18 protein-coding genes, 1 pseudogene and 1 riboswitch are annotated in these 25,298 nt (G+C 65.3%); of the genes and pseudogenes, 5 read left to right on the top strand and 14 right to left on the bottom strand.

Features of this window, described 5'->3' with window-relative positions:
* Nucleotides 1-54 precede the first annotated feature (54 nt).
* The 5 genes from ACTIF6_RS25770 to ACTIF6_RS25750 all read right to left on the bottom strand — a co-directional run bounded on the left by ACTIF6_RS25770 (nt 55) and on the right by ACTIF6_RS25750 (nt 8,095).
* On the bottom strand, nt 55-1,575 hold the full coding sequence (locus ACTIF6_RS25770; RefSeq protein ID WP_439590572.1) for a hypothetical protein: 1,521 nt from the start codon (nt 1,573-1,575) through the stop codon (nt 55-57).
* Nucleotides 1,576-1,716: 141 nt separating this feature from the next.
* Complete coding sequence (metH, locus tag ACTIF6_RS25765; RefSeq protein WP_439590587.1) at nt 1,717-4,413, bottom strand: methionine synthase; 2,697 nt, start codon at nt 4,411-4,413, stop codon at nt 1,717-1,719.
* A 73-nt stretch (nt 4,414-4,486) separates the two neighbouring features.
* A riboswitch (S-adenosyl-L-homocysteine riboswitch) is annotated at nt 4,487-4,586 on the bottom strand.
* Nucleotides 4,587-4,606: 20 nt separating this feature from the next.
* A complete protein-coding gene (locus ACTIF6_RS25760) occupies nt 4,607-6,232 on the bottom strand; it encodes a VWA domain-containing protein (RefSeq protein WP_439590571.1) in 1,626 nt (541 codons plus the stop codon).
* A gap of 10 nt (nt 6,233-6,242) precedes the next feature.
* A complete protein-coding gene (locus tag ACTIF6_RS25755) occupies nt 6,243-7,103 on the bottom strand; it encodes a CbbQ/NirQ/NorQ/GpvN family protein (RefSeq protein ID WP_439590570.1) in 861 nt (286 codons plus the stop codon).
* The gene (locus tag ACTIF6_RS25750) at nt 7,055-8,095 is read right to left on the bottom strand and encodes an aliphatic amidase (protein WP_439590569.1); all 1,041 of its coding nucleotides are present in this window, start codon (nt 8,093-8,095) and stop codon (nt 7,055-7,057) included. Before ACTIF6_RS25750 ends, ACTIF6_RS25755 begins: the two co-directional genes overlap by 49 nt.
* A gap of 133 nt (nt 8,096-8,228) precedes the next feature.
* Here ACTIF6_RS25750 and ACTIF6_RS25745 point away from each other — a divergent pair, with 133 nt between their 5' ends.
* Nucleotides 8,229-8,696, top strand: coding sequence for a hypothetical protein (locus tag ACTIF6_RS25745; RefSeq protein WP_439590568.1), 468 nt, complete (start codon nt 8,229-8,231; stop codon nt 8,694-8,696).
* A gap of 6 nt (nt 8,697-8,702) precedes the next feature.
* On the opposite strand, the gene ACTIF6_RS25740 is transcribed toward ACTIF6_RS25745, so the two are convergent.
* The gene (locus tag ACTIF6_RS25740) at nt 8,703-9,614 is read right to left on the bottom strand and encodes a LysR family transcriptional regulator (RefSeq protein WP_439590567.1); all 912 of its coding nucleotides are present in this window, start codon (nt 9,612-9,614) and stop codon (nt 8,703-8,705) included.
* Between the two features lie 100 nt (nt 9,615-9,714).
* Here ACTIF6_RS25740 and ACTIF6_RS25735 point away from each other — a divergent pair, with 100 nt between their 5' ends.
* Nucleotides 9,715-10,734 (top strand): Bug family tripartite tricarboxylate transporter substrate binding protein, encoded by a 1,020-nt coding sequence (locus tag ACTIF6_RS25735; RefSeq protein ID WP_439590566.1) that lies wholly within the window; start codon nt 9,715-9,717, stop codon nt 10,732-10,734.
* Nucleotides 10,735-10,738: 4 nt separating this feature from the next.
* Nucleotides 10,739-12,418, top strand: coding sequence for an FAD-dependent oxidoreductase (locus ACTIF6_RS25730; protein WP_439590565.1), 1,680 nt, complete (start codon nt 10,739-10,741; stop codon nt 12,416-12,418).
* Here ACTIF6_RS25730 and ACTIF6_RS25725 read toward each other — a convergent pair.
* The 7 genes from ACTIF6_RS25725 to urtA all read right to left on the bottom strand — a co-directional run bounded on the left by ACTIF6_RS25725 (nt 12,408) and on the right by urtA (nt 19,192).
* Nucleotides 12,408-12,752, bottom strand: coding sequence for an FmdB family zinc ribbon protein (locus ACTIF6_RS25725; RefSeq protein WP_439590564.1), 345 nt, complete (start codon nt 12,750-12,752; stop codon nt 12,408-12,410). The two genes, ACTIF6_RS25730 and ACTIF6_RS25725, sit on opposite strands and share 11 nt — an antisense overlap.
* A 4-nt stretch (nt 12,753-12,756) precedes the next feature.
* Nucleotides 12,757-13,983 carry a formamidase gene (fmdA, locus tag ACTIF6_RS25720; protein ID WP_439590563.1) on the bottom strand — a complete coding sequence of 409 codons (1,227 nt, stop codon included), beginning with the start codon at nt 13,981-13,983 and terminating at the stop codon, nt 12,757-12,759.
* 49 nt (nt 13,984-14,032) lie between these two features.
* Entirely contained in the window at nt 14,033-14,722 is a 690-nt protein-coding gene (gene urtE, locus ACTIF6_RS25715; protein WP_439590562.1) for an urea ABC transporter ATP-binding subunit UrtE, read from the bottom strand.
* 148 nt (nt 14,723-14,870) lie between these two features.
* The gene (urtD, locus tag ACTIF6_RS25710; RefSeq protein WP_439590561.1) at nt 14,871-15,614 is read right to left on the bottom strand and encodes an urea ABC transporter ATP-binding protein UrtD; all 744 of its coding nucleotides are present in this window, start codon (nt 15,612-15,614) and stop codon (nt 14,871-14,873) included.
* Between the two features lie 10 nt (nt 15,615-15,624).
* A complete protein-coding gene (urtC, locus tag ACTIF6_RS25705) occupies nt 15,625-16,833 on the bottom strand; it encodes an urea ABC transporter permease subunit UrtC (RefSeq protein ID WP_439590560.1) in 1,209 nt (402 codons plus the stop codon).
* Between the two features lie 23 nt (nt 16,834-16,856).
* Nucleotides 16,857-17,771: an urea ABC transporter permease subunit UrtB gene (gene urtB / locus ACTIF6_RS25700; RefSeq protein WP_439590586.1), complete on the bottom strand. Its 915-nt coding sequence runs from the start codon at nt 17,769-17,771 to the stop codon at nt 16,857-16,859.
* Nucleotides 17,772-17,914: 143 nt separating this feature from the next.
* Nucleotides 17,915-19,192, bottom strand: a complete 1,278-nt coding sequence (urtA, locus tag ACTIF6_RS25695) for an urea ABC transporter substrate-binding protein (protein ID WP_439590559.1) — start codon at nt 19,190-19,192, stop codon at nt 17,915-17,917.
* 148 nt (nt 19,193-19,340) lie between these two features.
* Between urtA and ACTIF6_RS25690 the strand changes: the two genes are divergently transcribed.
* The gene (locus ACTIF6_RS25690; protein ID WP_439590558.1) at nt 19,341-22,766 is read left to right on the top strand and encodes a hybrid sensor histidine kinase/response regulator; all 3,426 of its coding nucleotides are present in this window, start codon (nt 19,341-19,343) and stop codon (nt 22,764-22,766) included.
* The gene (locus ACTIF6_RS25685) at nt 22,750-23,670 is read left to right on the top strand and encodes a response regulator (protein WP_439590557.1); all 921 of its coding nucleotides are present in this window, start codon (nt 22,750-22,752) and stop codon (nt 23,668-23,670) included. Before ACTIF6_RS25690 ends, ACTIF6_RS25685 begins: the two co-directional genes overlap by 17 nt.
* A gap of 554 nt (nt 23,671-24,224) precedes the next feature.
* Here the strand turns inward: ACTIF6_RS25685 and ACTIF6_RS25680 are convergent.
* A pseudogene (locus ACTIF6_RS25680) lies at nt 24,225-25,298 on the bottom strand (hypothetical protein); the annotation flags it as partial.

Here is a 25,298-nt window from a genome sequence, read left to right as displayed (position 1 = left end):
GGACTGGCCGTGACAAGGAAAGGTTGGCTCACGATGACAGAGCCAGCCGAGTGCTCAAGGTTCCGCAGCGCGCCTGGAGGGTGGACGTGCGCCCGCGCCAGCAGCTGCGGCCAGCACAGTCTCGTACTGTGGCACGGGTTGCTCAGCGCGCGGTACGCCGGCGGCCGATTCTGAATGCGCCTTGTACAAGGACAGGGCCTTGTATACACGGTCTTGCGGGGTCGCGTCTGGGTTCTGCCTGCACGTTTCAACCAAGTCCCGTATCAACGCGACTCGGTCTGGTGCTTCCGCGAAGCCTGTAAACGCTAGGTTGGTAAAGGGGTTCTTTGCTGCTCCTTCAATCAGGTGACGCGTAGCGCTGTGCGAAATGCAGTGCCTGCCATCGGGGACGCCCTTTTGATCATGTAGGTACACGGGCCGCCTCGGCCCAACCGTTGCAAAGGGCTGTGCCGTGATGAAACATTGGGTGTCGGTGACCAGATCTCCGTCGTGTTGACGATCACTGGCGACCAAGTCGCCATGCAACGCTTCCAGAAGAGCCTTCTCGTCACGTGGCAATTCGTTGGCGAACGTCATGGCTTCCTGGATCGCGTCTGCGGTTCCGTTGTGCCCGAGACGCCGCGCACTTGCGGCCAGGCTGACCCCTTTCTCCTTGAAGATGTCCAGCAAGGCCGGGATTTCTGTTTCCGCTAGCGCCTCGATGACCTCGGGCTTCCCATTAGATGTAGCCAGATAGGTAGGTCCGCGATTGTGCGAAGGGTCTTCAGAAAGGGTTGCTATCACCTTCGGATTCTTGGAGTTCGCCAACGCCGCTATGACTCCCGGGAATCCCGATTCGGCTGCCATTTCCGCTGGCGTGGGGCCAGTTGCATTCAAACGCATTGAAAGCGTGTTTGCAAGCTCCGGTACGCCACTGTTTGCCAATGCATCGATCACGGATGCGTGCCCCCTCAGGGCGGCAAGGTGTGACAGGTGACCGTAGCGGCCTCGCCCGGTCATGCTGGCCCGCAGCTGGGGGTCTTCAATGCGCGCCAAAGCGGAAATGGCCTCGTGTTTCCCACGTAGGACCGCCCTTTCCGCCGGCGTGCACTGGTCCATCGGATTGCTTTTCGACAGGCTAGCCAGCACCTCAGGGATATCGGTGTCTGCGAGCGCAGCAATGACATTGCCGTTCCCGTAATGAGCTGCCGTATCCGCTGGCGTGAAGTAATTGAACCGATGCGTGCCGCCTTTGGTCAGCACATGCGGGATGCCGGTATTCGCCAACTCGGTGAAGGCAGCGTCGTTGCCGAGGGCAGCGGCTAAACATGCTGGCGTATACCCTCTATCCGGATCGTGAGTCAACAGACCCGCCTTCATCTGATCGATTCCGGTGAGAGCTATCGCGGTGATCACCCCGTCTATTCCTGTAGAAATCGCGTGCATGGCAATTCCGTTGGCCCATGACGTCAGAGACTTGCCGTCAGCGTCGGATATCGGAGGCCCTCCTCTGTAGCTTGCCAGCGCTTCGACGAACTGTGCGACATCTGCAGAGCTGTCCACCCGATCTATCCATGCAGCAAGGCTTTCTTCCATGGCTCACTCCTTGTCGAAAGAAAAATGAGCGCATGGTGCCAACCCCCGCTCGGGGCCCGCCTTTTCGTCACAAACCACGTCGATCTCGGAACGGGTGCGCCGTGCAGGAGAACCGAGTACCTTCGTTCAGCCGAGCTGGGTTCAGAGATTCGGCGCCAGCCAACGCTGCAATTCGTCCCGCGCCACGGCGCTGCGAGCGGCCAGGTCTTCCACCTGATCCTCACCGACCTTGCCCACGTTGAAGTAGGTGCTCTGCGGGTGTGCGAGGTAGAAGCCGCTCACGCTGGCGGCCGGGGTCATGGCCAGGCTTTCGGTCAGGCCCATGCCGATGTCCTCGCATTGCAGCAGCTCGAACATGCCGCGCTTGACCGAGTGGTCCGGACAAGCCGGGTAGCCGGGCGCCGGACGGATGCCCTGGTACTTTTCGTTGATGAGTTCATCGTTGCTCAGCGCCTCGTCGGCCGCGTAGCCCCACAGGTCGGTGCGCACGCGGTGGTGCAGGCACTCGGCCAGCGCCTCGGCCATGCGGTCGGCAATCGCCTTGAGCATGATCGCGGAGTAGTCGTCGAGATCGTCGATGAACTGCTTTTCCTTCTTCTCCACGCCCAGGCCGGCGGTGACGGCGAACACGCCCACGTAATCGTCGGCCACGCCCTTGGGGGCCACGAAGTCGGCAAGGCAGCGGCTGGGGCGCATCACGCCGTCGATCTCCTGTTTCTCGGTCTGCTGGCGCAGGCCGTGCCAGGTCAGCGCCACTTCGCTGCGGCTTTCGTCGGTGTAGAGCTCGATGTCGTCGTCGCGCACGGTGTTGGCCGGGTACAGGCCCACCACGGCACTGGCGCTGAGCCAGCGGCCTTCGATCAGGCGCTGCAGCATGCGCTTGCCATCGCTGAACACGCGCCGCGCTTCCTCGCCCACCACCTCGTCCTTGAGGATCTCGGGGAAGGGGCCAGCGAGGTCCCAGGTCTGGAAGAACGGGCCCCAGTCGATGTACTTGGCGATCTCGTGCAGGTCGAAGTTCTTGAACACGCGGCGGCCGATAAAGCGGGGCTTGGCCGGGGTGTACGAAGTCCAGTCGATCGGCGTCTTGTTGGCGCGCGCTTTCTCCAGGGGCCACAACGGCACCTGCTTCTTGTTGGCGTGCTGGGTGCGCACGCGTTCGTAGTCGGCATTGACCTCGGCGATGTAGGCCGCAGCCTGCTCGCTCAGCAGGCCCTGGGCCACGCTCACGCTGCGCGAGGCATCGGGCACGTACACCACCGGGCCTTCGTAGTGCGGCGCGATCTTCACCGCTGTGTGCACGCGGCTGGTGGTGGCGCCACCGATCAGCAGCGGGATGCGGCGTTCGCGGAAATGTGCGTCCTTCTGCATCTCGCCGGCCACGTACTGCATCTCTTCCAGGCTGGGTGTGATCAGGCCCGAGAGGCCGACGATGTCCGCCCCCTCTTCCTTGGCCTTGGCCAGGATTTCGTGGCAGGGCACCATCACGCCCATGTTCACCACCTCGTAGTTGTTGCACTGGAGCACGACGGTGACGATGTTCTTGCCGATGTCGTGCACGTCGCCCTTCACCGTGGCGATCACGATCTTGCCCTTGGCCTTCACGTCGCCACCGGCGGCCTGCATGGCCAGTTTCTCGGCCTCGATGTAGGGCAGCAGGTGCGCCACGGCCTGCTTCATCACGCGCGCACTCTTCACCACCTGCGGCAGGAACATCTTGCCCTGGCCAAACAGGTCGCCCACCACGTTCATGCCATCCATGAGCGGGCCTTCGATCACGTTCAGCGGGCGGCCGCCACCGGCTTCGATCTCGCGCCACATCTCTTCGGTGTCTTCGGTGATGTGGTCGTTGATGCCGCGCACCAGTGCGTGCGAAAGGCGCTCGCGAATCGGCAGGGCGCGCCATTCGTTCTTCTTGCTGTCGTCGCGCGCCGCGCCCTTGGCGTTCTCGGCCACTTCCACCAGGCGCTCGCCGGCATCTGCACGGCGGTTGAGCACCACGTCTTCCACGCGCTCGCGCAGCTCGGGTTCGAGCTCGTCGTACACGCCAACCATGCCGGCGTTGACAATGCCCATGTCCATGCCGGCCTGGATGGCGTGGTACAGGAACACGGTGTGGATGGCCTCGCGCACCGGGTCGTTGCCGCGGAAGCTGAACGACACGTTGGACACGCCGCCGCTGACCTTGGCGCCCGGCAGGTTCTGCTTGATCCAGCGCGTGGCGTTGATGAAATCGACCGCGTAGTTGTTGTGTTCCTCGATGCCGGTGGCGATCGCGAAGATGTTGGGGTCGAAGATGATGTCTTCAGGCGGGAAGCCGACCTCGTCCACCAGCACGCGGTACGCGCGCTCGCAGATCTCTACCTTGCGCTCGTAGGTGTCGGCCTGGCCCTTCTCGTCAAAGGCCATCACCACCGCGGCCGCGCCGTAGCGCTTGACCAGCCCGGCTTGCCGCTTGAACTCGTCCACGCCCTCTTTCATGCTGATGGAGTTCACCACGCCTTTGCCCTGCACGCACCGCAGGCCGGCCTCGATCACCTCCCACTTGGACGAATCCACCATCACGGGCACACGCGCGATGTCGGGCTCGCCGGCAATGAGGTTGAGGAAGCGCACCATGGCGGCCTTGCTGTCGAGCATGGCCTCGTCCATGTTGACGTCGATGATCTGGGCGCCGTTCTCCACCTGCTGGCGCGCGACAGCCAGCGCGTCTTCGAAACGGCCTTCCAGGATCATGCGGGCGAAGGCCTTGGAGCCGGTGACGTTGGTGCGTTCGCCGACGTTCACGAACAGGCTGCCTTCGCCGATGCGCAGCGGCTCCAGGCCGGAGAGCAGCATCGGGGGAACGGGTGGGGACGGGGAAACGGTAGCGGAAGACATGAGACTCACCAAGGCAGGTTGCGGACAACAGACTGGGTGAGCGCCGTTTGGGCCTGTTCGCGCCCACTCAAGCCTGACGCACGGTGGAGGTTGGTGAACAACCTGCCGGCGCTGCAACGCTCCTTGAGAAGGCGCGATTTTAGCCCTTTGGTCAGCGCGTGGTGGCCAGCAGGCTCGTGAGCGCGTGCGGCATGCCGCCCGTCGTCCTGCACGGTCGCACGTTGGCACGCCCCAGCGCGGCCTCCAGAGCGCCCGCATCGCATGGCTCGAACACCAGCGCCCGAACAGCCACGCCCATGGCGGCGGCCTCGCGCGCAGCGCGTTGCAGATCGGCGCGCAGGTAGTCCGGGTCGTGTACGTCGATGTCGTGCGGCTCGCCGTCCGTCAACACCACCACCACGCGCCGCCAGCCCGGGTGCTGGCGCGAATCCTGTTCGCAGAGGTGCAGCGCATGGCGCAAGGCGACCCCTACGCGGGTGGAGCCAGCCGCTCGAAGGCGCGACAGCTGAGGCAGCGCCTCTCCCCAGGCTTGCAGGCAGGGCATGTCGATGCGGTGGCGGCCCTGGCTGGAAAAGGCCCAGAGGCCCGTGCGATGACCAAGCCGGCGCAAAGCGAGCGAGGCGGTGGCGGCGCTGCGCTGGATGCGCGCGAGCAGTTCGCCATCCTGCTTGCCCTCCTGTTCGCCGCTTCGACCCGTGGAGGCCGACGCATCGACCAGCAGCAGCACGGCCAGCGGCGGCGTGGGCCGCCAGGGGCGGCGGTGGATGCGCGGGTCGGGCGTGCGCTGGCCGCGCAGGTCCAGCGCGCAGTCGATCAGCGCCGCGTGGTGCAGCTCGTCGCCATCGGTGGCGCGGCCGCTGCCACGCCGCCACGGCCCACCCAGCCCTGCGAGGCGCCGCGCCAGCAGCCGTTGTTCCTGCGCCAGCGCGCCCGGCGCCCAGGCGGGCGGCCCTGGCGGTGGAGTGCCGCCATACACACTGCACCAGCGCGCCCGGTAGCGGCCGATGCGATGGTCCCATTCGGCGTGCACGGCGTCGGATTCGGCGCGCGTCGGCTCGGGCGATGCGGCGGGCGCCTCTTCGGTCGGTGGCGCGGCCTCGGCCTGCAGCGTCGTGTCGGAAGGCGGCAGGGACGCGTCGGGCAGCCACAAGTGGGTGTTGTCGTCGCGGTAGCGCGCGTGCACGGTGTAGGTGCGGGCGTTGAACGGCAGCCGCATCTGGCCGATGTCGTTGCCGAGCAGCGAGGCCGCTTCGCGAACCTGCGCGGGCGTGCGCAGTGCCAGCGTGCGACCATCCGACTCGAAGACCATGCGCCGCACGCGCGCCACCCAGGCGTGCGGATCGTCGTGCGCCGGATCGAGCAGGCAGGCGGACAGGCGCGCCAGCAGGTCTTCGAATCCGGCGCCGCGCAGTGCGGCCGCATCGGCATGGAAGGCCCGCCACACGGCACGCAGGCCGGGCAATTCCTGCAGCGCGAGCCATTCCACGCGCGCGTCTTCCAGCACGCCGAGCAGCGCCTGCTGCACGGGCTTGAGGCCTTTGCGGGGCTGGGGTTCGCCGCCAAAACGCAGGTGGGCGGCGGCGTGCGCGGCCACCGCCAGCGGCAGGTCAAGCGCCGGGTTCGCGGGGTTCGGCAGGTGCAGCACCGGATCGGCCACTTCGCCCCGCGTCAGCACGGGGCGGCGATCGGCATGCGGCTCGCCGACCTGCCAGGCGGTCTGCAAGGGCTGGCCCCACATGGCCCGTGCCACGCGACGAACCTGATCGGCGGTGTCCACGGTGTCGGCGTCAGAAGCTCGCGCGCACCAGCGCGCGCAGGGCGGTGCCCACCTCGGGATCGTCGCTCAGCGGTTCGGCGATGGCCTGCAGCGCGGCGTCGTGCATCGACAGGCCGGCGCGCGTCAGCAGCGCCGCGTGCACCAGCATGCGGGTGGAGGCGCCCTCGTCCAGACCTTCGTCTCGCAGGTGGCGCGTGCGCGTGGCGAGCTGCACCAGCCGCATGGCCAGTTCACCATCGACACCGCCTTCGTGCGCCACGATGGCGGCCTCGGTCCCGGGCTCGGGGTAGTCGAAGCCCAGGGCCACGAAGCGCTGGCGCGTGGACGGCTTCAGGTCGCGGTGCAGGCCCTGATAGCCGGGGTTGTAGCTCACCACAAGCTGGAAATCGCGGTGCGCCTGCAACAGCTCGCCGCGCCGCTCCAGTGGCAGCGCGCGGCGCGTGTCGGCCAGCGGATGCAGCAGCACGGTGGTGTCGGCGCGCGCCTCCAGCAATTCATCGAGGTAGCAGATGCCGCCGTGGCGCGCAGCGAGTGCGAGCGGCCCGTCCATCCACCGCGTGCCCTGGGCATCGAGCAGCCAGCGCCCGGCGAGGTCGCCCGCGCTCAGGTCTTCGTGGCAGGCCACGGTGACCAGGGGCAGCTTCAGGCGCCAGGCCATGTGCTCGACGAAGCGCGTCTTGCCGCAGCCCGTCGGCCCCTTGAGCAGCAAGGGCAGGCGCGCCGAGCGCGCCGCCTCGAACGCGGCGATCTCGCTGCCCACCGGCTGGTAGAAGGGTTCTTCCTGAAGGCGCCAGTCGGCCAGCGGGTCGGCTGCGCAGGACACTACCGATGGCCCACGGTACTCGGGTTGGGAATGCCCTCGATCGGACATTCCTCGGTGCCCACCATGGGCCGCGTGATGGCCTCCACCGCCTTCTGCGTGCCCTCGGGGTCGTTGACCCAGTTGGCGTAGAAGCCGTAGGGGCAGGCGGCCACGCCCTTGTCGCCCTCGCGCGAATTGATCAGGCCGGTGTAGCCGCGGTGAAGCAGCTTGAACAGGTGGTTCTCGCTCTGTGCGTTCTTGCGGAAGTCGCGGATGAGGCTGGTGGAGAGCGCGGCGTACTGCACGCCGTAGTCTTCCTCGCCACATTCGCCGAGCGTGCGGCCGTCAAAGCCAATGAGGGCGCTGTGGCCGAAGTAGCTGTAGACGCCGTCGAAGCCTGAGGCATTGGCCACCGCCACATACGTGTTGTTGGCCCAGGCCATGGCCTTGGCCATCAGCACCTGCTGGTCTTTCGCGGGGTACATGTAGCCCTGGCAGCGCACGATGAGTTCGGCGCCCTTCATGGCGCAGTCGCGCCAGATCTCGGGGTAGTTGCCGTCGTCGCAGATGATCAGGCTGATCTTCAGGCCCTTGGGGCCTTCGCTCACGTAGGTGCAGTCGCCCGGATACCAGCCTTCGATGGGCACCCACGGCATGATCTTGCGGTACTTCTGCACGATCTCGCCCTGGTCGTTCATCAGGATGAGCGTGTTGTACGGCGCCTTGTAGGGGTGCTCCTCGTGCTGCTCGCCGGTGAGCGAGAACACGCCCCACACCTTGGCCTTGCGGCAGGCCTCGGCAAAGATGTCGGTCTCGGCGCCTGGCACGGTGGACGCGGTGTCGTACATCTCTTTGGCGTCGTACATGATGCCGTGCGTGCTGTACTCGGGAAAGATCACCAGGTCCATGCCCGGCAGGCCGGTCTTCATGCCGACGATCATGTCGGCGATCTTGCGCGCGTTGTCCAGCACCTCGGCCTTGGTGTGCAGCCGGGGCATCTTGTAGTTCACCACGGCCACGCCGACGGTGTCCTTGCTGCTTGAAATGTCGCCGTGCATCATGGAAGTACGACCTCGTTGTTGGAAATGAAGGGGGTTGCAGCCATTGTGGGAGGCGCTTCGAAGCTGGCGTATACGTCAATTGACGTAGCCGGTGGCTGGATCAGAATCCGTACCACAAGAGGAGACATCCATCATGCGAACCGCGAACGCGATCCTGGCGAGCGCGCTCCTGCTGGCGACCGTGGCAGCGGAGACGCACGCTTCCCTGGACGGTCACCCGTCCGTGACCCAGTACCTGTCGAACGATGCACCCTTCGTCGTCTTCGGCGTGACGCCCACCAGCCTGGGCGCGGCCTCGACGAGCCTCAAGCTCACCTTCATCGCCACCGACCCGCTGGAGCAGGTCAACGTCTTTCCCTTCGTGCGCCGCACACCCGACGGACCGGCACGCCTGCGCCCGCATGTGGCCTGCGGCCCCAGGGATCCAGGGTCGTGGGACTGCCACATTCCTGTTGCCGAGCTGTTGCGCGAGCTCAAGGACAGCGATGGCGAACTGGGCCTGCGCATCGAGGCCCATGGCGATCTGCGCAAGCGCAGCCAGCACAGCACGGTGATCGTCACCTTGCCGGTGCGTCATCCGCCGGCCAGCGCGAGCCGATGACCCCGTTCAGCGCGGGTGGCGCGCCAGCGTACCGCGCAAGATCTCGATGAAGCTCAGGCTGGCGGCCGACAGCGAGCGGCCCCGCTTGGTCACCACCGACACATCGCGCGACACTCGAGGCGCCGAAATCGGCCGGATCACCAGTGCCGGATTGCCTTCAGCGCGAGCATAGGCCGAGGGCATGATGGCAGCGCCCATGCCGCTGGAGGTCATCCACAGCGCAGTGGACAGGAACGACACCTCGTTGCTCACCTCCAGATTCACCCCCACCTGCGCTGCGGTGGTCTCTATCAGCGGGCGGATGCCGTACCCGGGACGCACCGTCACCATGGGATGACCCGCCAGGTCGGCCCAGCGCACACTGCGCAGCCGGGCCAGTGGATGCGCTTGCAGGCACACGAGCGCGAGGTGATCACGCAGCAGGGTTTGCGTGTCGATCTCGGCACCCGGCCGTTCGGGGGTTCCGATCCCGAAGTCCACATGCTCTCCCAGGATGCGCGAGACGAACTGGTCGGGTGCGCAGTCGTCCACCAGAAGCCGCACGTGTGGGTGCTGCTGCATGAAGCGCTGGACGGCGTCGGGCAGGAGGAACGAGGCCAGTGTCGGCGTGATGGCCACGCTGATGCGGCCACGCTCGAGCAGCGCCAGATCACGGAAGCCAGCCGACAGCGCATCCACGTCGCGCAGGATGCGCTCGGCCATGGGCAGCATCTCGGTGGCGGCCGGGGTGGGCTGAAGCGAGCGCGTGGTGCGGTCGAACAGGCGCGCGCCCAGGCCTTCCTCGAGCTGGCGCAGAAGCATGCTGACAGCCGACTGCGTGACAAACAGCTTTTCCGCCGCCGCGCTGAGCTTGCGAAGGTGGTGCACCTGCACAAAGGCACGCAACTGCCGGATCGACGGGCTGAAGTTCGGATTCATCAGGGAACATCATATTTGATTCGGAATTTATTGATTTACGAATGAATGAATGAAGCGTTCAATGCGTGCTTCCGGGCACGACAACAAGGAGACAAGCACCATGACCGACGCATTCAACACAGCGCACACGCCAGGCAGACTCAGCCGCCGCACCGCCCTGGCCGCCATGACCCTGGCCGGTATGTCCGCCGCTGGCCTGGCTCGAGGTCAGACGAGTTCCGACTACCCCAACAAGCCGATTCGTGTGGTGGTGACGTTCCCGCCCGGCGGAAGCGCCGACGCGGTCTTTCGCCTGCTGGTGCCCCGGCTCACCGAGAAGCTCGGTCAACCCGTGATCGTCGACAACCGGCCGGGTGCCGGCGGCAACGTCGGCATGTCGCTGGTGGCCAAGGCGCCCAACGACGGCTACACGCTGGGCCTGGGTGCTGCAGGCGCCCTGTCCGCCAACGTGAGCCTGTACGACCAGATGCCCTTCGATGCCCAGCGCGATCTGAAGCCGGTGGCCATGCTGGCGGGCATTCCCTTCGTGCTCGTCGGTCACCCGTCGGTGGAGCCGCGCACGCTGAAGACCCTGATCGAACGCGCCAAGTCCGCACCTGACAAGCTGTCGATCGCGCACGGGGGCAACGGCACCGCCATGCACCTGTCGACCGCCCTGTTCCAGCAGATGGCGGGCATCAAGCTGGTGGAGGTCGCCTACCGCGGCTCCGGCCCGGCTGCGCTGGACACACTGGGCGGGCAGGTGCCACTCGCCATCGTCGATCTGCCGGCGTCGCTGCAGCAGATCCAGGCCGGCAAGCTGATTGCCTATGCCGTGACCGGCACCCAGCGGCTGCCCACCCTGCCCGATGTGCCGACGATGGCCGAGGCCGGCCTGGCGGGCTACGACTCCACCGGCTGGTTCGGCATCGTGGCACCGGCCGGCACGCCCGACGCCATCGTCTCGCGGCTGAACGCCGAAATCAATGCCGGCCTGCGAGACGAGCAGACGCGAGCCACCATGAACTCCATGGGCGTGGCGGCGGCGCCAGGCACTCCTGCGCAGTTCGCCAGCTACATCGCCTCCGAAACCACCAAGTGGGCCACGGTCATCCGCACCGCCCGCATCAAGCTCGACTGACCTGATGAACCAGCAGACTTCGATCGCCGACGTGCTGATCGTGGGCGCAGGCCCGGTGGGCCTGACCCTGGCCATGGACCTCGCTTCACGGGGCGTGAGCGTCGTGATCGCCGAAACCCGCCGCCGCGGCGAGCCGCCCAGCGTGAAGTGCAATCACGTGGCGGCTCGCACCATGGAACAGTTCCGCCGCCTGGGTGTGGCACAGAAGGTGCGGCTGGCCGGCCTGCCCGAGGATTATCCGAACGACGTCGTGTTCCGCACCTCCTTCACGGGGCAGGAGCTGACGCGCATTCTCATTCCCTGCCGGCGCGACCGCTACACCGCTGAGGACGGCCCGGACACCTGGTGGCCCACACCGGAGCCGCCGCACCGGATCAACCAGATCTACCTCGAGCCGATCCTGCTGGAACATGCGGCGTCATTGCCCGGTGTGTCGCTGCTCGACCGCACGCAGATCACCGGTTTCACCCAGGACGATGACGGCGTGGTGGCCACCGCGCTGAGCCTGGACGATGGGCGCACCATCGACATCCGTTGCCGCTACCTGGTCGGTTGCGACGGCGGCAGCTCGACCGTGCGCAAGACCATGGGTGCGAAGCTCGAAGGCACGCCGGTGATCCAGCGCGTGCAGTCGACCTACATCCGGGCCCCGGGCCTGCGCGAGCTTGTGCCAGGCGCACCGGCATGGTCGTGCTACGCGGTCAACCCGCGCCGCTGCGGCACGGTCTTCGCCATCGATGGGCAGGACCGCTGGCTGGTCCACAACCACCTCAACCCCGACGAGCCGGACTTCGAGTCCATCGACCGCGACCAGTCGATCCGGAACATCCTCGGCGTGGGGCCCGATTTCGAATACGAGGTGATCAGCAAGGAAGACTGGGTGGGCCGGCGTCTGGTGGCAGACCGGTTCCGGCAGGGCCGCGTCTTCCTCGCCGGCGACGCCGCACACCTGTGGGTGCCCTACGCGGGTTACGGCATGAACGCCGGCATCGCGGATGCGATCAACCTGGGGTGGCTGCTGGGCGCCTGCATCCAGGGCTGGGCCGACGAGCAGGTACTGATTGCGTATGAACTCGAACGCCAGCCCATCACCGAGCAGGTGTCGAACTTCGCCATGGACCATGCGCAGAAGATGATCCGCGCCCGCAGTGCCGTGCCACCGGACATCGAGGCGCCAGGCCCGCATGGCGAGGCGTTGCGCGCCGCCATGGGACGGGAAGCCTACGAACTCAACGTGCAGCAGTTCTGCTGCGCCGGCCTGAACTTTGGTTACTTCTATGCGGACTCTCCGCTGATCGTTTCCGATGGCGAGGCGCCGCCCCCCTACACCATGGGCAGCTTCACCGCTTCCACCGTGCCCGGCTGCCGCGCGCCCCATTTCTGGCTGGAGGACGGGCGCTCGGTGTACGACGCCTTCGGCCCGGGCTACACGCTGTTGCGCAGCCACCGCGCGGTCGATATCGAGCCCCTGCTGCAGGCCGCTCGGCAAGCCCGCATGCCACTGGCTGTGATCGACGTGGCCGCAGCGCAACTGCCCGAAGGCTACCGCCACCCGCTGGTGCTGTGCCGCACCGACCAGCACGTGGTGTGGCGCGGCGAGCGCCTGCCCGAGAACACCGGCGCGTTGGTTGCCCGCCTGTGCGGCCGCGCCCATGCGCTGGTGCCCGAGGCACTCAGTGGCTGATCATCCAGGGCCGCTTTGACGGGAAGGCCTTCGCGCCATTCGGCGCCGTCACAGTCGCCTTGCTGCGCCCGGAGGTGCTGCAGCAGCCGCAGCCGGCCGGGTGCTTCAAGCGCTGGTAGTCGCGCGACATCTTCGGCTCGTGCCGCGCGCGCTCGTTGATGCCGATCGCCGTGCGCGTGCCGCCATCCATGAGCGCCAGGCGCGGCGCGCTGACGAACACGCGCGGCGAGGCGGTGCCGCAGTCCGGGCAGCCGGCCGGCTCGTTGCGTTCGCTCAAGGAGCGGAACGCATCGAAACCACCGCAGGATGGGCAGTCGTAGTCGTAGGTCGGCATGGCGTCACAGGTCCGGCGACAGGGGCATCACCACCGAGCCATCGAGGTGCTTGATCGGGCCGTTCGCGTTCGGGTTGATGTCGAACTCGAAGATCTGCGTGGGCAGCCACAGCGTGGCGCAGGCGTTGGGCACGTCCACCACGCCGCTGATGTGGCCCTGCACGGGCGCGGTGCCGAGGATGGAGTAGGCCTGCGCGCCCGAGTAGCCGAACTTCTTCAGGTACTCGATGGCGTTCAGGCAGGCCTGGCGGTAGGCCACGTTCACGTCCAGGTAATACTGCTTGCCGCTCTCGTCGACGCTGATGCCTTCGAAGATGACGTAGTCGTTGTAGGTGGGCGTGATGGGGCTGGGCTTGAAGATCGGGTTCTTGATGCCGTACTTGGCCATGCCGTCCTTGATGATGGACACCTTCATGTGCACCCAGCCAGCCATCTCGATGGCGCCGCAGAAGGTGATCTCGCCGTCGCCCTGGCTGAAGTGCAGGTCGCCCACGGACAGGCCCGCGCCGTCCACGTAAACCGGGAAGAAGATCTTCGAGCCGCGCGAGAGGTCCTTGATGTCGCAGTTGCCGCCGTGTTCGCGCGGGGGCACGGTGCGCGCGCCGGTGGCCGCAGCCTTGGCCAGCGCATCGCCCGTGAGCTTGCCCATGTGGGCGGTGCCGGCGAAGGGCGGGTTGGCCAGGCCGCTGGTGGCGGGATCGGAATCGATCAGCGCCTGCTCGCGCGTGTTCCACATCTCCAGCATCTTGGGGTCCGGCAGGCAGCCGATCAGCCCCGGGTGGATCAGGCCGGCGTACTTCACGCCCGGCACGTGGCGCGATTCGGTGAACATGCCCTTGAAGTCCCAGATCGACTTCTGCGCCTGCGGGAAATGCTCGGTGAGGAAGCCGCCGCCGTTCTTCTTGCTGAAGAAGCCGTTGAAGCCCCAGAGGCTGTCGTCCTTGGCGCCGATGTCGAGCAGGTCCACCACCAGCAGGTCGCCGGGCTTCGCACCCTTCACGCCCACCGGGCCGCTGAGGTAGTGCACCGTGGTCAGGTCGATGTCGCGCACGTCGTCGGCGCTGTCGTTGTTCTTGATGAAGCCGCCGGTCCAGTCGTAGGTCTCGAGCACGAAGTCGTCGCCCGGGTTGACCCAGCAGGCCATGGGAATGTCCGGATGCCAGCGGTTGTGCACCCCTTCGTTGCTGGGTGCGGGGGCGTTCAGGTCGACTTTGATGAGGGTCTCGGGCATGGCTTGTGCTCCTTGGGTGGACGGGGAATGGAATCGGGGAGGAAGAAGGTCAGACGGAAAGGTAGGACTTGATGCGCTGCTGGTCGGTGTCGCCGCGCTCGGTCTCGTGCACCAGGCGGCCGCCTTCGATGACGAACAGGCGGTCGGCCACGTCCATGGCGAACGAGAGCACCTGCTCGGAGACCACGATGGTGATCTTGCGCATCTTGCGGATTTCGTTGAGCGCCTTGGCGATGTCCTTGATGATGGACGGCTGGATGCCTTCGGTGGGCTCGTCGAGCAGCAGCACCTTGGGGTTGGTGACGAGCGCGCGCGCGATGGCGAGCTGCTGTTGCTGGCCGCCGGAGAGGTTGCCGCCCTTGCGCCGGCGCATGTCCCACAGCACCGGGAACAGCGCGTAGATCTCCTCCGGAATGGTGCGATCCTTCGCGTTCTCCAGGCCGGTCTGGATGTTTTCCTCCACCGTGAGTGTGGGGAAGATCATGCGGCCCTGCGGCACGTAGGCCAGGCCCTTGGCCACACGGCGAAAGCTTTCGTCGTGCGTCACGTCCTGGCCGGCCACCGAGATGTGGCCGGTCTTGGTGGGCAGCACGCCCATGAGGCTCTTGAACAGCGTGGTCTTGCCCATGCCGTTGCGGCCCATGATGGCCACGCACTCGTTTTCGCGCGCCTCGAACGAAATGCCGTGCAGCGCCTGGCTCTGGCCATAGGCGACGACGAGGTCCTTGACTTTCAGCATACGAACTCCTTACTCGAAACTCGCGTCGGCGCGCGGGATGATTCCAGAGGCACCGAGGAACCGGCTTTGCCGGGCCTCTGGTGCCGTCCCCCTCCCGCCGAAGGCGAGAGAGGGGGAAGACGCGAAGCGGCGCAGGGGGTGTTTCATGTCAGTGGCCGAGGTAGACGTCGATCACTTTCGGATCGGCTTGAACTTGATCCATGGGACCTTCGGCCAGGATCTTTCCCTGGTGCATGACGGTGACCTTGTGGGCGATCTTCTTGACGAAGTCCATGTCGTGCTCGATCACGATCACGGCGCGGTTCTGGCAGATGCGCTGCAGCAGTTCGGCGGTGAGGTCGCGCTCCCGCGCGCTCATGCCGGCGATGGGCTCATCCAGCATCAGCAGCTCGGGCTCCTGCATCAGCAACATGCCGATCTCCAGCCACTGCTTCTGCCCGTGCGAAAGCAGCCCGGCCTCGGTATCGAGCTTGTCGCCCAGGCCGATGTCCTCGGCCACCGCTTTCACGCGCGCCTGGATCTCCTCGGTGGCGGTGAAGGCCAGCGCACCCCAGACCGAGCGGCCGGAAGGAAACGACACCTCCAGGTTCTGCAGCACCGAGAGGTTCTCGTAGATCGAAGGCGTCTGGAACTTGCGGCCGATACCCTTGCGCACGCGCTTGTGCTCAGGCACCTTGATGATTTCCTCATTCTTGAACTTGATGCTGCCGGCGCTGGCCTTGGTCTTGCCGCAGATCAGGTCCAGCAGCGTGGTCTTGCCCGCGCCATTGGGGCCGATGATCACGCGCAGCTCGTTCTTGTCCACGTAGAGCGTGAGGTCGTCGATGGCCTTGAAGCCGTCGAAGGAGACGGTGAGGTCTTCCACGGAAAGGGCGAAGTCGGTGTTGCTCATGGGGCTCTCCTCAGACGCTCTGGCCGCTGGTGCCTTCGGGCAGCTTCACCGACGACGTGGACGGCGGCTGCTTCATCATGGGCGCGTGGGGCGGTGGGGATGGTGGTTGTGGCCGCGAGGCAGACGCCTCCTTCAGCGCGGTGCGGCGGCCCTTCCACCAGGGCACGATCCTGCTTTCCCACACACCGGCCAGGCCCATGGGGAAGGCCATGGTCACGCCAATGAAGAGGCCGGCCATGAGGAACAGCCAGAGGTCGGGGAAGCTCTCGGAGAAGAAGGTCTTGCCGGCGTTGACGAGCAGCGCGCCGTACACCGCGCCCACCAGGCTCATGCGGCCGCCGACCGCGGCGTAGATCACCATCTCGATCGAAGGCACGATGCCCACGAAGCTCGGTGACATGAAGCCCACCTGCAACGTGAACAGCGCACCGCCGATGCCGGAGAGTGCTGCCGCCAGGCAGAACACGAAGATGCGGAAGTCGGCCACGTCGTAGCCCGAGAAGCGCACGCGGTCTTCCTTGTCGCGCATGGCCAGCAGCAGGGTGCCGAGCTTGCTGGTCTGGATCCAGCGGCAGACCACGATGGAGAGCACCAGCATGCCGACGCAGACGTAGTACAGGATGTACTTGGCGCTGTCGGTGCGCGTGTCCCAGCCCAGCAGCGTCTTGAGGTCGGTCATGCCGTTCACGCCGCCGGTGTAGCCCTGCTGGCCGATGATGAGCACCGTGAGGATCAGCGCCACGGCCTGCGTGATGATGGCGAAGTACACGCCGCCCACACGCCGCTTGAACATGGCGAAGCTGATCAGCCAGGCCAGCAGCGTGGGCACCACGATGACGGCGGCCAGTGCGAACGGGAAGCTCTTGAACGGCACCCAGAACGAGGGCAGCTCGGTGATCTGGTTCCAGTCCATGAAGTCCGGAATGCCGGGGGTGGACTGGATCTTGGTGGCTTCGGGGTCGGAGGCTTCCAGCTTGAGGAACATCGCCATGGCGTAGCCCCCCAGGCCGAAGAACACGCCCTGCCCCAGGCTGAGCACACCGCCATAACCCCAGAGCATCACCAGGCCGATGGCAACGAAGGCGTAGGTGAGGTACTTGCCGACCAGGTTGAGGCGGAAGATGTCGAGGCTGAGCGGCAGCACCACCGCGAGCAGCAAGGTGAGTATCACCAGGCTGGCGAGCTGGTAGCGGGTGATCCAGGCTTTCAGGGCGTTCATGACGTACTCCGGGAGACAAAAAATCAACGGCGGACTTTGCTGGCGAACAAGCCTTGGGGCCGCAGCATCAGGATCACGACGATCAGGGAGAGCGTGAGCATCTTGGCCATGGAGCCAGCCATGAAGAACTCGGTGATCGACTGCGTCTGGGCGATGCCGAAGGCCGACACCACGGTGCCCAGCAGGCTGGCCGCACCACCGAAGGTGACGACCAGGAACGCGTCGACGATGTAGAGCGAGCCCGAGGTGGGACCGGTGGAGCCGATGGTGGTGAAGGCCGCGCCGGCCACGCCGGCAATGCCGCAGCCGATGGCGAAGGTCAGCCGGTCGGTCTTCTTCGTGTCGATGCCGATGGCGTTGGCCATGGCGCGGTTGCTCACCGTGGCGCGCACCCGCAGGCCCCAGCGGCTCCTGTGCAACGCGATCAGCACGCCCGCGGTGACCACGAAAGCCAGCGCCAGCACGAACATGCCGTTGATGGGAATGTCCAACCCATCGGCAGGCGCCCAGGAGCCCAGGAGCCACTCCGGCAGCGTGGGACTCACTTCCTTGGGACCGATGAAGGTGCGGAAACACTGCTGCAGCGCCAGGCTGATGCCCCAGGTGGCCAGCAGCGTGTCCAGAGGACGTTTGTACAGGTGGCGAATCAGCGCCCACTCCACCAACCAGCCGGCCATGAAGGCAAAGACAAAGGCGGCCAGGATGGCGAACGGAAAATACGCAGCCACCGCGCCGGGGCTGATCTCATTGGCCAGCGTGGAGCCCAGGAAGACGGTGTAAGCGCCGATGGTCATGAACTCGCCATGCGCCATGTTGATCACGCCCATCTGCCCGAAGATGATGGCCAAGCCCAGCCCCATGAGCAGCAGCACGGCGAACAGGCTCAGGCCTGCGAAGCCTTGCATCAGGCCGATGTTGAGCAGGTCGTTGAAACTCATGTCCATGAGGAAACTCCAAGGCGAAGAACGGCGCAACGAGAGCAGACCTCTCGATCCAGGATGCGGCGGATCCGGCTCCGCCGGTCCGCACGCATCGCCCCCTTGAGGGGGTCACGGCGCCAGTGCGCCGTGGCAGGGGTGGGTCACTGGTAACCCTTGGGAAACGGATCGGGTTTGATCAGCTCGGGCGACTCGGCGACCACCTTGAAGGTGCCGTCGGGCATGCCCATGGCGATGCGCGACTTGCTCCACAGGTGATGGTTCGGATCGAGCTTCACGTAGCCTTCTGGCGCCGTGGCGAGCTCGATGCCGGTGCGCGAGGCGGCCACCACCTTGTCGACGTCGAAGCTCTTGGCCTTCTCGACCGCGGCCTTCCACAGCCAGGGGCCGAGGTAGCCGGCCTGGGTCACGTCGCCGATCACGGCGTCCTTGCCGTACTTGGCCTTGAACGCCGCCACGAACTTCTTGTTGTTCGGGTTGTCCAGGGTCTGGAAGTACTTCATCGACGAGTAGAAGCCCGCGAAGTTTTCGCCGCCCACGCCGGTCATCTCGTCTTCGGTCACCGACAGGGTCACGAGCGTCTGCTTGTCACCGGTGATGCCGGCGGCCTTGAGCGCCTTGTAGAAGGCCACGTTGGAGCCACCGACCACGGCGGCGAAGATGACGTCGGGCTTCTGCAGCTTGATCTTGTTGACCAGCGAACCGAAGTTGGTGCTGCCCAGCGGGTAGTACTCTTCGCCGACGATCTTGCCCTTCTGGAAGTTCTCGACGTGCTTGCGCGCGATCTTCATCGACGTGCGCGGCCAGATGTAATCGGAACCGATCAGGAAGAAGGTCTTGGCTTTCTTCTCTTTCTGCGCCCAGTCCAGGCTGTACAGAATCTGCTGCGTGGCTTCCTGGCCGGTGTAGATCACGTTCTTGGACTGCTCCAGGCCTTCGTAGAAGGTGGGGTAGTACAGCAGGCCGTTCTCTTTCTCGAACACCGGCAGCACGGCCTTGCGCGAGGCCGAGGTCCAGCAGCCGAACACGGCGGCGCAGCGGTCGTTGATCAGCAGCTTCTTCGACTTCTCGGCAAACGTGGGCCAGTCGGAGGCGCCGTCTTCCTTGATCACCTTGATCTTGCGACCCAGGATGCCGCCCATGGCGTTGATCTCGTCGATGGCGAGCTGCTCGGCCTGGATGGAGCCTGTTTCCGAGATGGCCATGGTGCCGGTGGACGAGTGCAACTGGCCCACGGTGACTTCGGTGTCGGTCACGGCCAGCTTGGTGGTGTTCACCGAGGCGGTGGGCTGGCCGAAGCTCCAGGCGGGCAGACCGGCCAGGCCGGCCGCGCCCAGCATCTGCAGCACGCGGCGGCGGCTGGCTTCCGGGGTTTCAAGGGTCTGGAACGGCTGGGCATTCGGATCGGAGGGGTTTTTCATGAAGGGCTCCTGGAACGGTTGGGAGGGAGAAAACGGCAGCGCGCCGACTGGGTTGAAGACTAGGGAAAACACCCATCCGCTCCCATACGTCAAATAACGTAGAGCCCCTATCTGGCCGGTGGGGACGGTTCTTGCTAGCGTCGATGGCATGCCTTCGCCCGACGCCGCCACGCCCGTGGCCACCCAGAAAATCTTCCGGTTCCGCCGGGAATACAACTCGTGGGTGGCCGACGAAACCATGGAGGACTACGCCCTGCGCTACACGCCGCGCAGCTTCCGCAAATGGAGCGAGTGGCGGGTGGCCAACACCGCGTTCGGCTCGCTCTCGTTCCTGGCGCTGGAGGCGATCGGCGGCGCGATCGCGGTGAATTACGGCTTTGCCAACGCCATGTGGGCCATCCTGGTGGTGGGCGCCATCATCTTCTTCACCAGCCTGCCCATCGCCTACTACGCGGCGCGCTACGGGCTGGACATGGACCTGCTCACACGCGGCGCCGGCTTTGGCTACCTGGGCTCGACCATCACCTCGCTGATCTACGCGGTGTTCACGTTCATCTTCTTCGCCATCGAGGCGGTGATCATGGCGCTCGCGCTGGAAATGGCGACCGGCTGGCCGCTGGCCTGGTGCTACCTCATCTCGGCGGTGGTGATCGTCCCGCTGGTCATCCGGGGCATCACCCTCATCTCGAAGCTGCAGGCCTGGACGCAGCCGCTCTACCTGTTCCTGCTGGTGCTGCCTTTCGTGTGGATCGGGCTTTCGCAACCGCAGCTGTACCGCGACTTCACCACCCTCACCGGCATCCGCTCGGGCAGCAACGAGTTCCACCCGCTGATGTTCGGCGCTGCCGCCGCCGTCATCTTTTCGCTGGTGGTGCAGATCGGCGAACAGGTCGACTTCCTGCGCTTCATGCCCGAGCGCACGCGCCAGAACCGGGTGCGCTGGTGGGCGGCGGTGCTCATTCCAGGCCCGGGCTGGATCGTCATGGGCATGCTCAAGATGGTGGGCGGCGCCTTCCTCGCGTTCGCCGCCATGCAGTTCGAGGTGGACCCCGAGCGCACCGCCGAGCCCACGCAGATGTTCCTGGCCGGCTTCACCGAGGCCGTGGGCCACCCGGGCCTGGCGGTGCTCATGACCGTGGTGTTCGTGATCCTGGCGCAGATCAAGATCAACGTGACCAACGCCTACGCGGGCTCACTGGCCTGGAGCAACTTCTTCGCGCGCGTCACGCACAGTCACCCGGGCCGCGTGGTCTGGCTGGTGTTCAACGTGTGCATCGCCACCCTGCTCATGCTGCTTGGCGTGTTCACCGGGCTGGAGAAGGTGCTCGGCGTGTACAGCAACGTGGCCATCGCCTGGGTGGGCGCGCTGGTGGCCGACCTCATCATCAACAAGCCGCTGGGGCTGAGCCCCAAGGGCATCGAGTTCCGGCGCGCCCACCTCTACGACTTCAACCCGGTCGGCATGGGCTCCATGATCATCGCCGCGCTGGTGGCCAGCCTGGCCTACGCGGGCGTCATGGGTGAGTACGCCGCGGCTTTCTCGCCCTTCATCGCGCTCGGTCTGGCGCTCGTGCTGGCACCGCTGATCGCGTGGGCCACGCGGGGCCGCTACTACCTCGCACGCAAGCCATCGGTCGAATGGAAGCCGGGTCAGGCGGTGCGCTGCTCGGTGTGCGAGAACCAGTTCGAGTCGGACGACATGGCCAGTTGCCCAGCGTACCAGGCACCCATCTGCTCGCTGTGCTGCTCGCTCGAATCGCGCTGCCACGACCGCTGCAAGACCAACTCGCGCGCCATCGATCAGTTGCGCGCCGCGCTCACCGCCGTGCTGCCCAAAGGCCTGGCGGTGCGCGTCAACTTCCGGGCCGGCCAGTTCCTCACGGTGTGGCTCTCGCTCAGCGCGATCATGGCCTTTCTCATCGGCATGATCTACGTGCAGGAAAGCCTGCACGCACCGGCCGAAGCCCTGCAGCTGCCCTTCCTCAAGATCTACGCCTTCCTCGTGCTGCTGGCGGCGGTGTGCTCCTGGTGGGTGGTGCTCACCACCGACAGCCGCCGCATGGCGCAGGACGAATCGGAGCGCCAGACGCAGCTGCTGATGCTGGAGATCGACGCCCACAAGCGCACCGACGCCGAACTGCAGTCCGCTCGCGACCGCGCCGAGGCGGCGAGCCAGGCCAAGACGCGCTACGTGGCGGGCATGACGCACGAACTGCGCACGCCGCTCACCAGCATCCTGGGCTACGCGCAGATCCTGCTGAAGAACAGCGACATCTCGGTCTGGGTGCGCGAGACCATTGCCACCATGCAGCGCAGCGGCCAGCACATGCACACGCTGATCGACGGCTCGCTGGACCTGGCGCGCATCGAGGCCGGGCGCCTGCGGCTGGACCCGGTGCCGCTGCCGCTGGGGCAGCTGCTGGAAGACGTGGAGCGCATGATCCGCCCGCAGGCCGAGGCCAAGGGCTTGCGGTTCACGGTGCAGCGCGAAGGCGAGCTGCCGGCCTGGGTGCGCGCCGACGCCAAGCGCCTGCGGCAGATCCTCATCAACCTGCTCAGCAACGCGGTGCGCTTCACCGACGAAGGCGAGGTGACCCTGAAGCTCGACTTCCGCCAGCAGGTGGCGCGCATCGACGTGGTGGACACCGGCATCGGCATCGCCGCGCAGGACCAGAAGCGCATCTTCCTGCCGTTCGAGCGCGGCAGTGCCGGACGGCGCGCGCGAGACTCCGGCACCGGCCTGGGCCTGACCATCACACACCTGCTCACCGACATGATGGGCGGTGAACTGATGCTCAAGAGCCGGCCGGGCCACGGCAGCACCTTCTCGCTGCGCCTGTACCTGCCGCCGATTCCCTCGGACCCCAAGCACCCGCTGCCGATTCCGTCCACGCTGCGCGCCGTGACCGGCTACCGGGGCGAACGCCGCAACGTGCTGGTGGTCGACGACCAGCCGCTGCACCGCCAGTTGCTCGCCAGCATCCTGGTGCCCCTGGGCTTCGTGGTGCGCGAGGCCGCCAGCGGGCAGGAATGCCTGGAAATCATCGAACAGCATCCACCCGACCTGCTGCTGCTGGACCTGACGATGGACGGCCTGGACGGCTGGCAGACCGCCGAAGCGGTGCGCAGGCTGCTGCCTTCATCGCGCCTGCCCATCGTGTTCGTGTCGGCCAATCTCATCGACAACCGCCCCGAGGAATTCAAGGACCTTGACTACCAGGGCTTCGTGGCCAAGCCCATGACCGAGTCCGAGCTGCTGGACGCCCTGCGCCAGGCCCTGGCGCTGGACTGGGTGACCGAACAGGCTCCGGTGGTGGCCACCGAGAACGTGGCGCGGCAGCGCGTGAGCGGCCTGCCATTGCCCGAAGCGCTGCGCGAGGAGCTCCAACGCCTGGCGCGGCAAGGCCAGGCCGCCGCGTTGCGCCAGCGTCTGTGGCAAGCGCAGGGTGCCGAGCCCGCCCACGCCGCCACACTGGCCCTGCTGCAATCCTGCGCAGACCGTTTCGACTTTCAAACCCTGATCGAATACCTCAGGGACACCGCGGAGCTCTCGGACGATGACACCCTGGTCTGAAACCCTGCCACCCGACACCCCGGTCACCCAGCCGGTGATTCTGGTGGTGGACGATTCACTGGACACCCTGCGCATGCTGGGTGACGCGCTCGTGGCCGAAGGCTACGTGGTGCTGGCCGCGCGCGACGCCGAAGAAGCGCTGGAACGCTTCGAGGTGGCGATCCCCGACGGTGTGCTGCTCGACGCCGTGATGCCGGGCATGAACGGCTTCGACCTCTGCCAGCGCATCAAGGCCACGCCCGCCTGGTCGCACGTGCCGGTGGTGTTCATGACCGGCCTGTCCGACAGCGAACCCACCCTGCGCGGCTTTGCCAGCGGCGGCGTGGACTACGTGGTGAAGCCGCTGCGCATTCCCGAGGTGATGGCCCGCCTGGCCACGCACGTGCGCAACGCCCGCGTGGCGCGGCTGGCGCAGGAAGCCGTGGACGTGGCCGGCCTGGGCAGCGTGGTGCTCGATTCATTGGGCCGCATGGCCTGGCGATCGCCCCAGGCCATGGTGTGGCTCGAACGCGCCTTCGGTACCGGCACGGCGGCACTCGAACGGGCCGCGCAATGGCTGGCCACCGCCCGCCGCGAAGGCACCGCCACGCAAGACCGCGACCAGGGCCGCCTGCTCGCCCGCCACCTCGGTCAGGGCAGCCTGGGTGAATCGATGCTGCTGCTGAGCTGGAGCCCACTTGAAAACGCCGCCGCCCAGCGCCTGCGAGACGTCGCCCTCACCCCGCGCGAAACCGAAGTGCTCTCCTGGCTCGCCAAAGGCAAGACCAACCGCGACATCGCCGACATCCTGGGCATGAGCCACCGCACGGTGAACAAGCACCTGGAGCACGTGTTCGAAAAGCTGGGGGTGGAGACGCGATCGGCGGCGGCGGCGATTGCGGGGAGGTTGTTGCCGCAGGACTAGCGGTTGGCGGACACACTTTTCTTCAACTTCTCGAAGCTGAGCGTGGCATCGCGGGCTTGGCTGATTCAGCGCCAGGGCTGAAGGGAATTTCCGTCTTGTTCCCCTCGACGGTTCCCTGCAATCGCCATAGATTGCCCAGGTTGTTATGGCCTCGGCATTCCTTGGATCGAGCGCCAGCACTTTGGCATGGTTGTCATGACCTCATCGAAACGCCACTGGCTTGTGCGTCGCCGATGTTGAGCACACGGCACTTTGATTATTAGTCCTACTCCTTTTCTTCCATTAAGCCATAAACTTTCGCTATCTTCTTTCATGAACTATTTGAAATAAAACAGAGGTCCCCATTGAAAACAATGCGATTGCCAACCAAACCTCAATTGAGAAAACTCGATGAGACAAAATCCGGCCAAACATCCATAAACATGCCGTGCATGCGACGACAGTAGTCAGAAATGAAAACAACACTCGCGTTACAAGCCCCTTATTCTGCAAGAGCAAATATGTTGCATGATTACTCATTAAGGCAATTAGCAGCCCCAATAACAGCAGATAAGTCATGGTGAAGTTGTTTTAAAGCATTCTGGACAAACCGATCGGTATGCACGAATTAACACTGCAGTCTCATTTACGATTCTTCGGGCCATATCTGGCTCGGGGTATAGATCACCGACTATATGGCTCTTATCAGGCAATCCAATCGAATTTCCCCCATTCCATACGGAAAATCCATGCCCACCTGCATACTGATCTTGCCAAGCATGGAGAAATCGCGCTAAACCAGTTAACGTTTTTGAGTCCCACTGCTCAGTCAAGAACTTGTCGTATGCAGCTCGGCACGCGGCCGCATTTGTATCTGCACACATAGCATGCTGATGAGAATTTTTTGGATCCTGAGTGCCTTCTATAAAATCAGCGTTTTTAACGCCAATTGCTAGCTCGAGACCGTCTTTAGACGATAGTCCTGCAGACTGAGCTCCACGAAGAGTCAAATCTTTATGGACATTCGACAAAAAATTGAAAAGATACCCATAAGCCGCAGTTTCTGCCCCATTTGCAAATTTGCCTCCACCGATTACAGAGCCAACTCCACCGGCAACAGCCGTAACTATGCCTTTGCCGACAATTTCCCCCAAGCTGGCACGTGATCCCGCGCTTCCGATGTGATTCGTCGCGAACTTGCCAAACAGTGCACTGGTAGCGCCTGAGCCACACTTGCCACCGCCAGCCACAGAACTCACGCAGCCCGCTGCGGCATGCGCCATATAGCGCGCTGCAGAGCTCGCTCCAATTTCTCCAGCGCCACCCGCCAGTCCTGCAGCACCAAACAATGCACCCGTAAAAGCACCTTGGAGCCCCGCCTCGAGTGTGCCCCCGCTGACCACTCCCGCTGCGAAACCGCCTGCGATGCCTGCAACCACAGGGCTCCAAGCTGCTCCTGTAGCCGTACAGGTCGCCCAGGCGCTGCTGGACACCAGCCCTCCCGTGTAGTACGCAACGGCGATGGTGACCACCACCTTGACCAGTTTCTTTAGGCTGAAGTAGCCGGAGGGGTCGGTGTATGCCAGCGGGTTGTTGAGCACGTAGGCATAGCGGTTGTAGCTCTGCAGGTTGCCCGGTGCCTGGATGAA

It is taken from the genome of Hydrogenophaga sp., assembly GCF_051860785.1.
In the GTDB taxonomy this organism is placed as follows: Bacteria; Pseudomonadota; Gammaproteobacteria; order Burkholderiales; family Burkholderiaceae_C; genus Hydrogenophaga.
This window is presented reverse-complemented; position numbering and strand designations above follow the sequence as displayed.

Excerpts from the sequence above, each read along its gene's own strand:
- ACTIF6_RS25730 (WP_439590565.1), top strand. The coding sequence starts at position 10,739 with ATGAACCAGCAGACTTCGATCGCCGACGTGCTGATCGTGGGCGCAGGC.
- urtC (WP_439590560.1), bottom strand. The coding sequence starts at position 16,833 with ATGAACGCCCTGAAAGCCTGGATCACCCGCTACCAGCTCGCCAGCCTG.
- ACTIF6_RS25740 (WP_439590567.1), bottom strand. The coding sequence starts at position 9,614 with ATGAATCCGAACTTCAGCCCGTCGATCCGGCAGTTGCGTGCCTTTGTG.
- urtB (WP_439590586.1), bottom strand. The coding sequence starts at position 17,771 with ATGAGTTTCAACGACCTGCTCAACATCGGCCTGATGCAAGGCTTCGCA.
- urtD (WP_439590561.1), bottom strand. The coding sequence starts at position 15,614 with ATGAGCAACACCGACTTCGCCCTTTCCGTGGAAGACCTCACCGTCTCC.
- ACTIF6_RS25685 (WP_439590557.1), top strand. The coding sequence starts at position 22,750 with ATGACACCCTGGTCTGAAACCCTGCCACCCGACACCCCGGTCACCCAG.
- ACTIF6_RS25735 (WP_439590566.1), top strand. The coding sequence starts at position 9,715 with ATGACCGACGCATTCAACACAGCGCACACGCCAGGCAGACTCAGCCGC.
- ACTIF6_RS25755 (WP_439590570.1), bottom strand. The coding sequence starts at position 7,103 with ATGTCCGATCGAGGGCATTCCCAACCCGAGTACCGTGGGCCATCGGTA.
- ACTIF6_RS25750 (WP_439590569.1), bottom strand. The coding sequence starts at position 8,095 with ATGATGCACGGCGACATTTCAAGCAGCAAGGACACCGTCGGCGTGGCC.
- ACTIF6_RS25745 (WP_439590568.1), top strand. The coding sequence starts at position 8,229 with ATGCGAACCGCGAACGCGATCCTGGCGAGCGCGCTCCTGCTGGCGACC.
- metH (WP_439590587.1), bottom strand. The coding sequence starts at position 4,413 with ATGCTGCTCTCCGGCCTGGAGCCGCTGCGCATCGGCGAAGGCAGCCTG.
- ACTIF6_RS25725 (WP_439590564.1), bottom strand. The coding sequence starts at position 12,752 with ATGCCGACCTACGACTACGACTGCCCATCCTGCGGTGGTTTCGATGCG.
- ACTIF6_RS25770 (WP_439590572.1), bottom strand. The coding sequence starts at position 1,575 with ATGGAAGAAAGCCTTGCTGCATGGATAGATCGGGTGGACAGCTCTGCA.
- urtE (WP_439590562.1), bottom strand. The coding sequence starts at position 14,722 with ATGCTGAAAGTCAAGGACCTCGTCGTCGCCTATGGCCAGAGCCAGGCG.
- urtA (WP_439590559.1), bottom strand. The coding sequence starts at position 19,192 with ATGAAAAACCCCTCCGATCCGAATGCCCAGCCGTTCCAGACCCTTGAA.
- ACTIF6_RS25690 (WP_439590558.1), top strand. The coding sequence starts at position 19,341 with ATGCCTTCGCCCGACGCCGCCACGCCCGTGGCCACCCAGAAAATCTTC.
- fmdA (WP_439590563.1), bottom strand. The coding sequence starts at position 13,983 with ATGCCCGAGACCCTCATCAAAGTCGACCTGAACGCCCCCGCACCCAGC.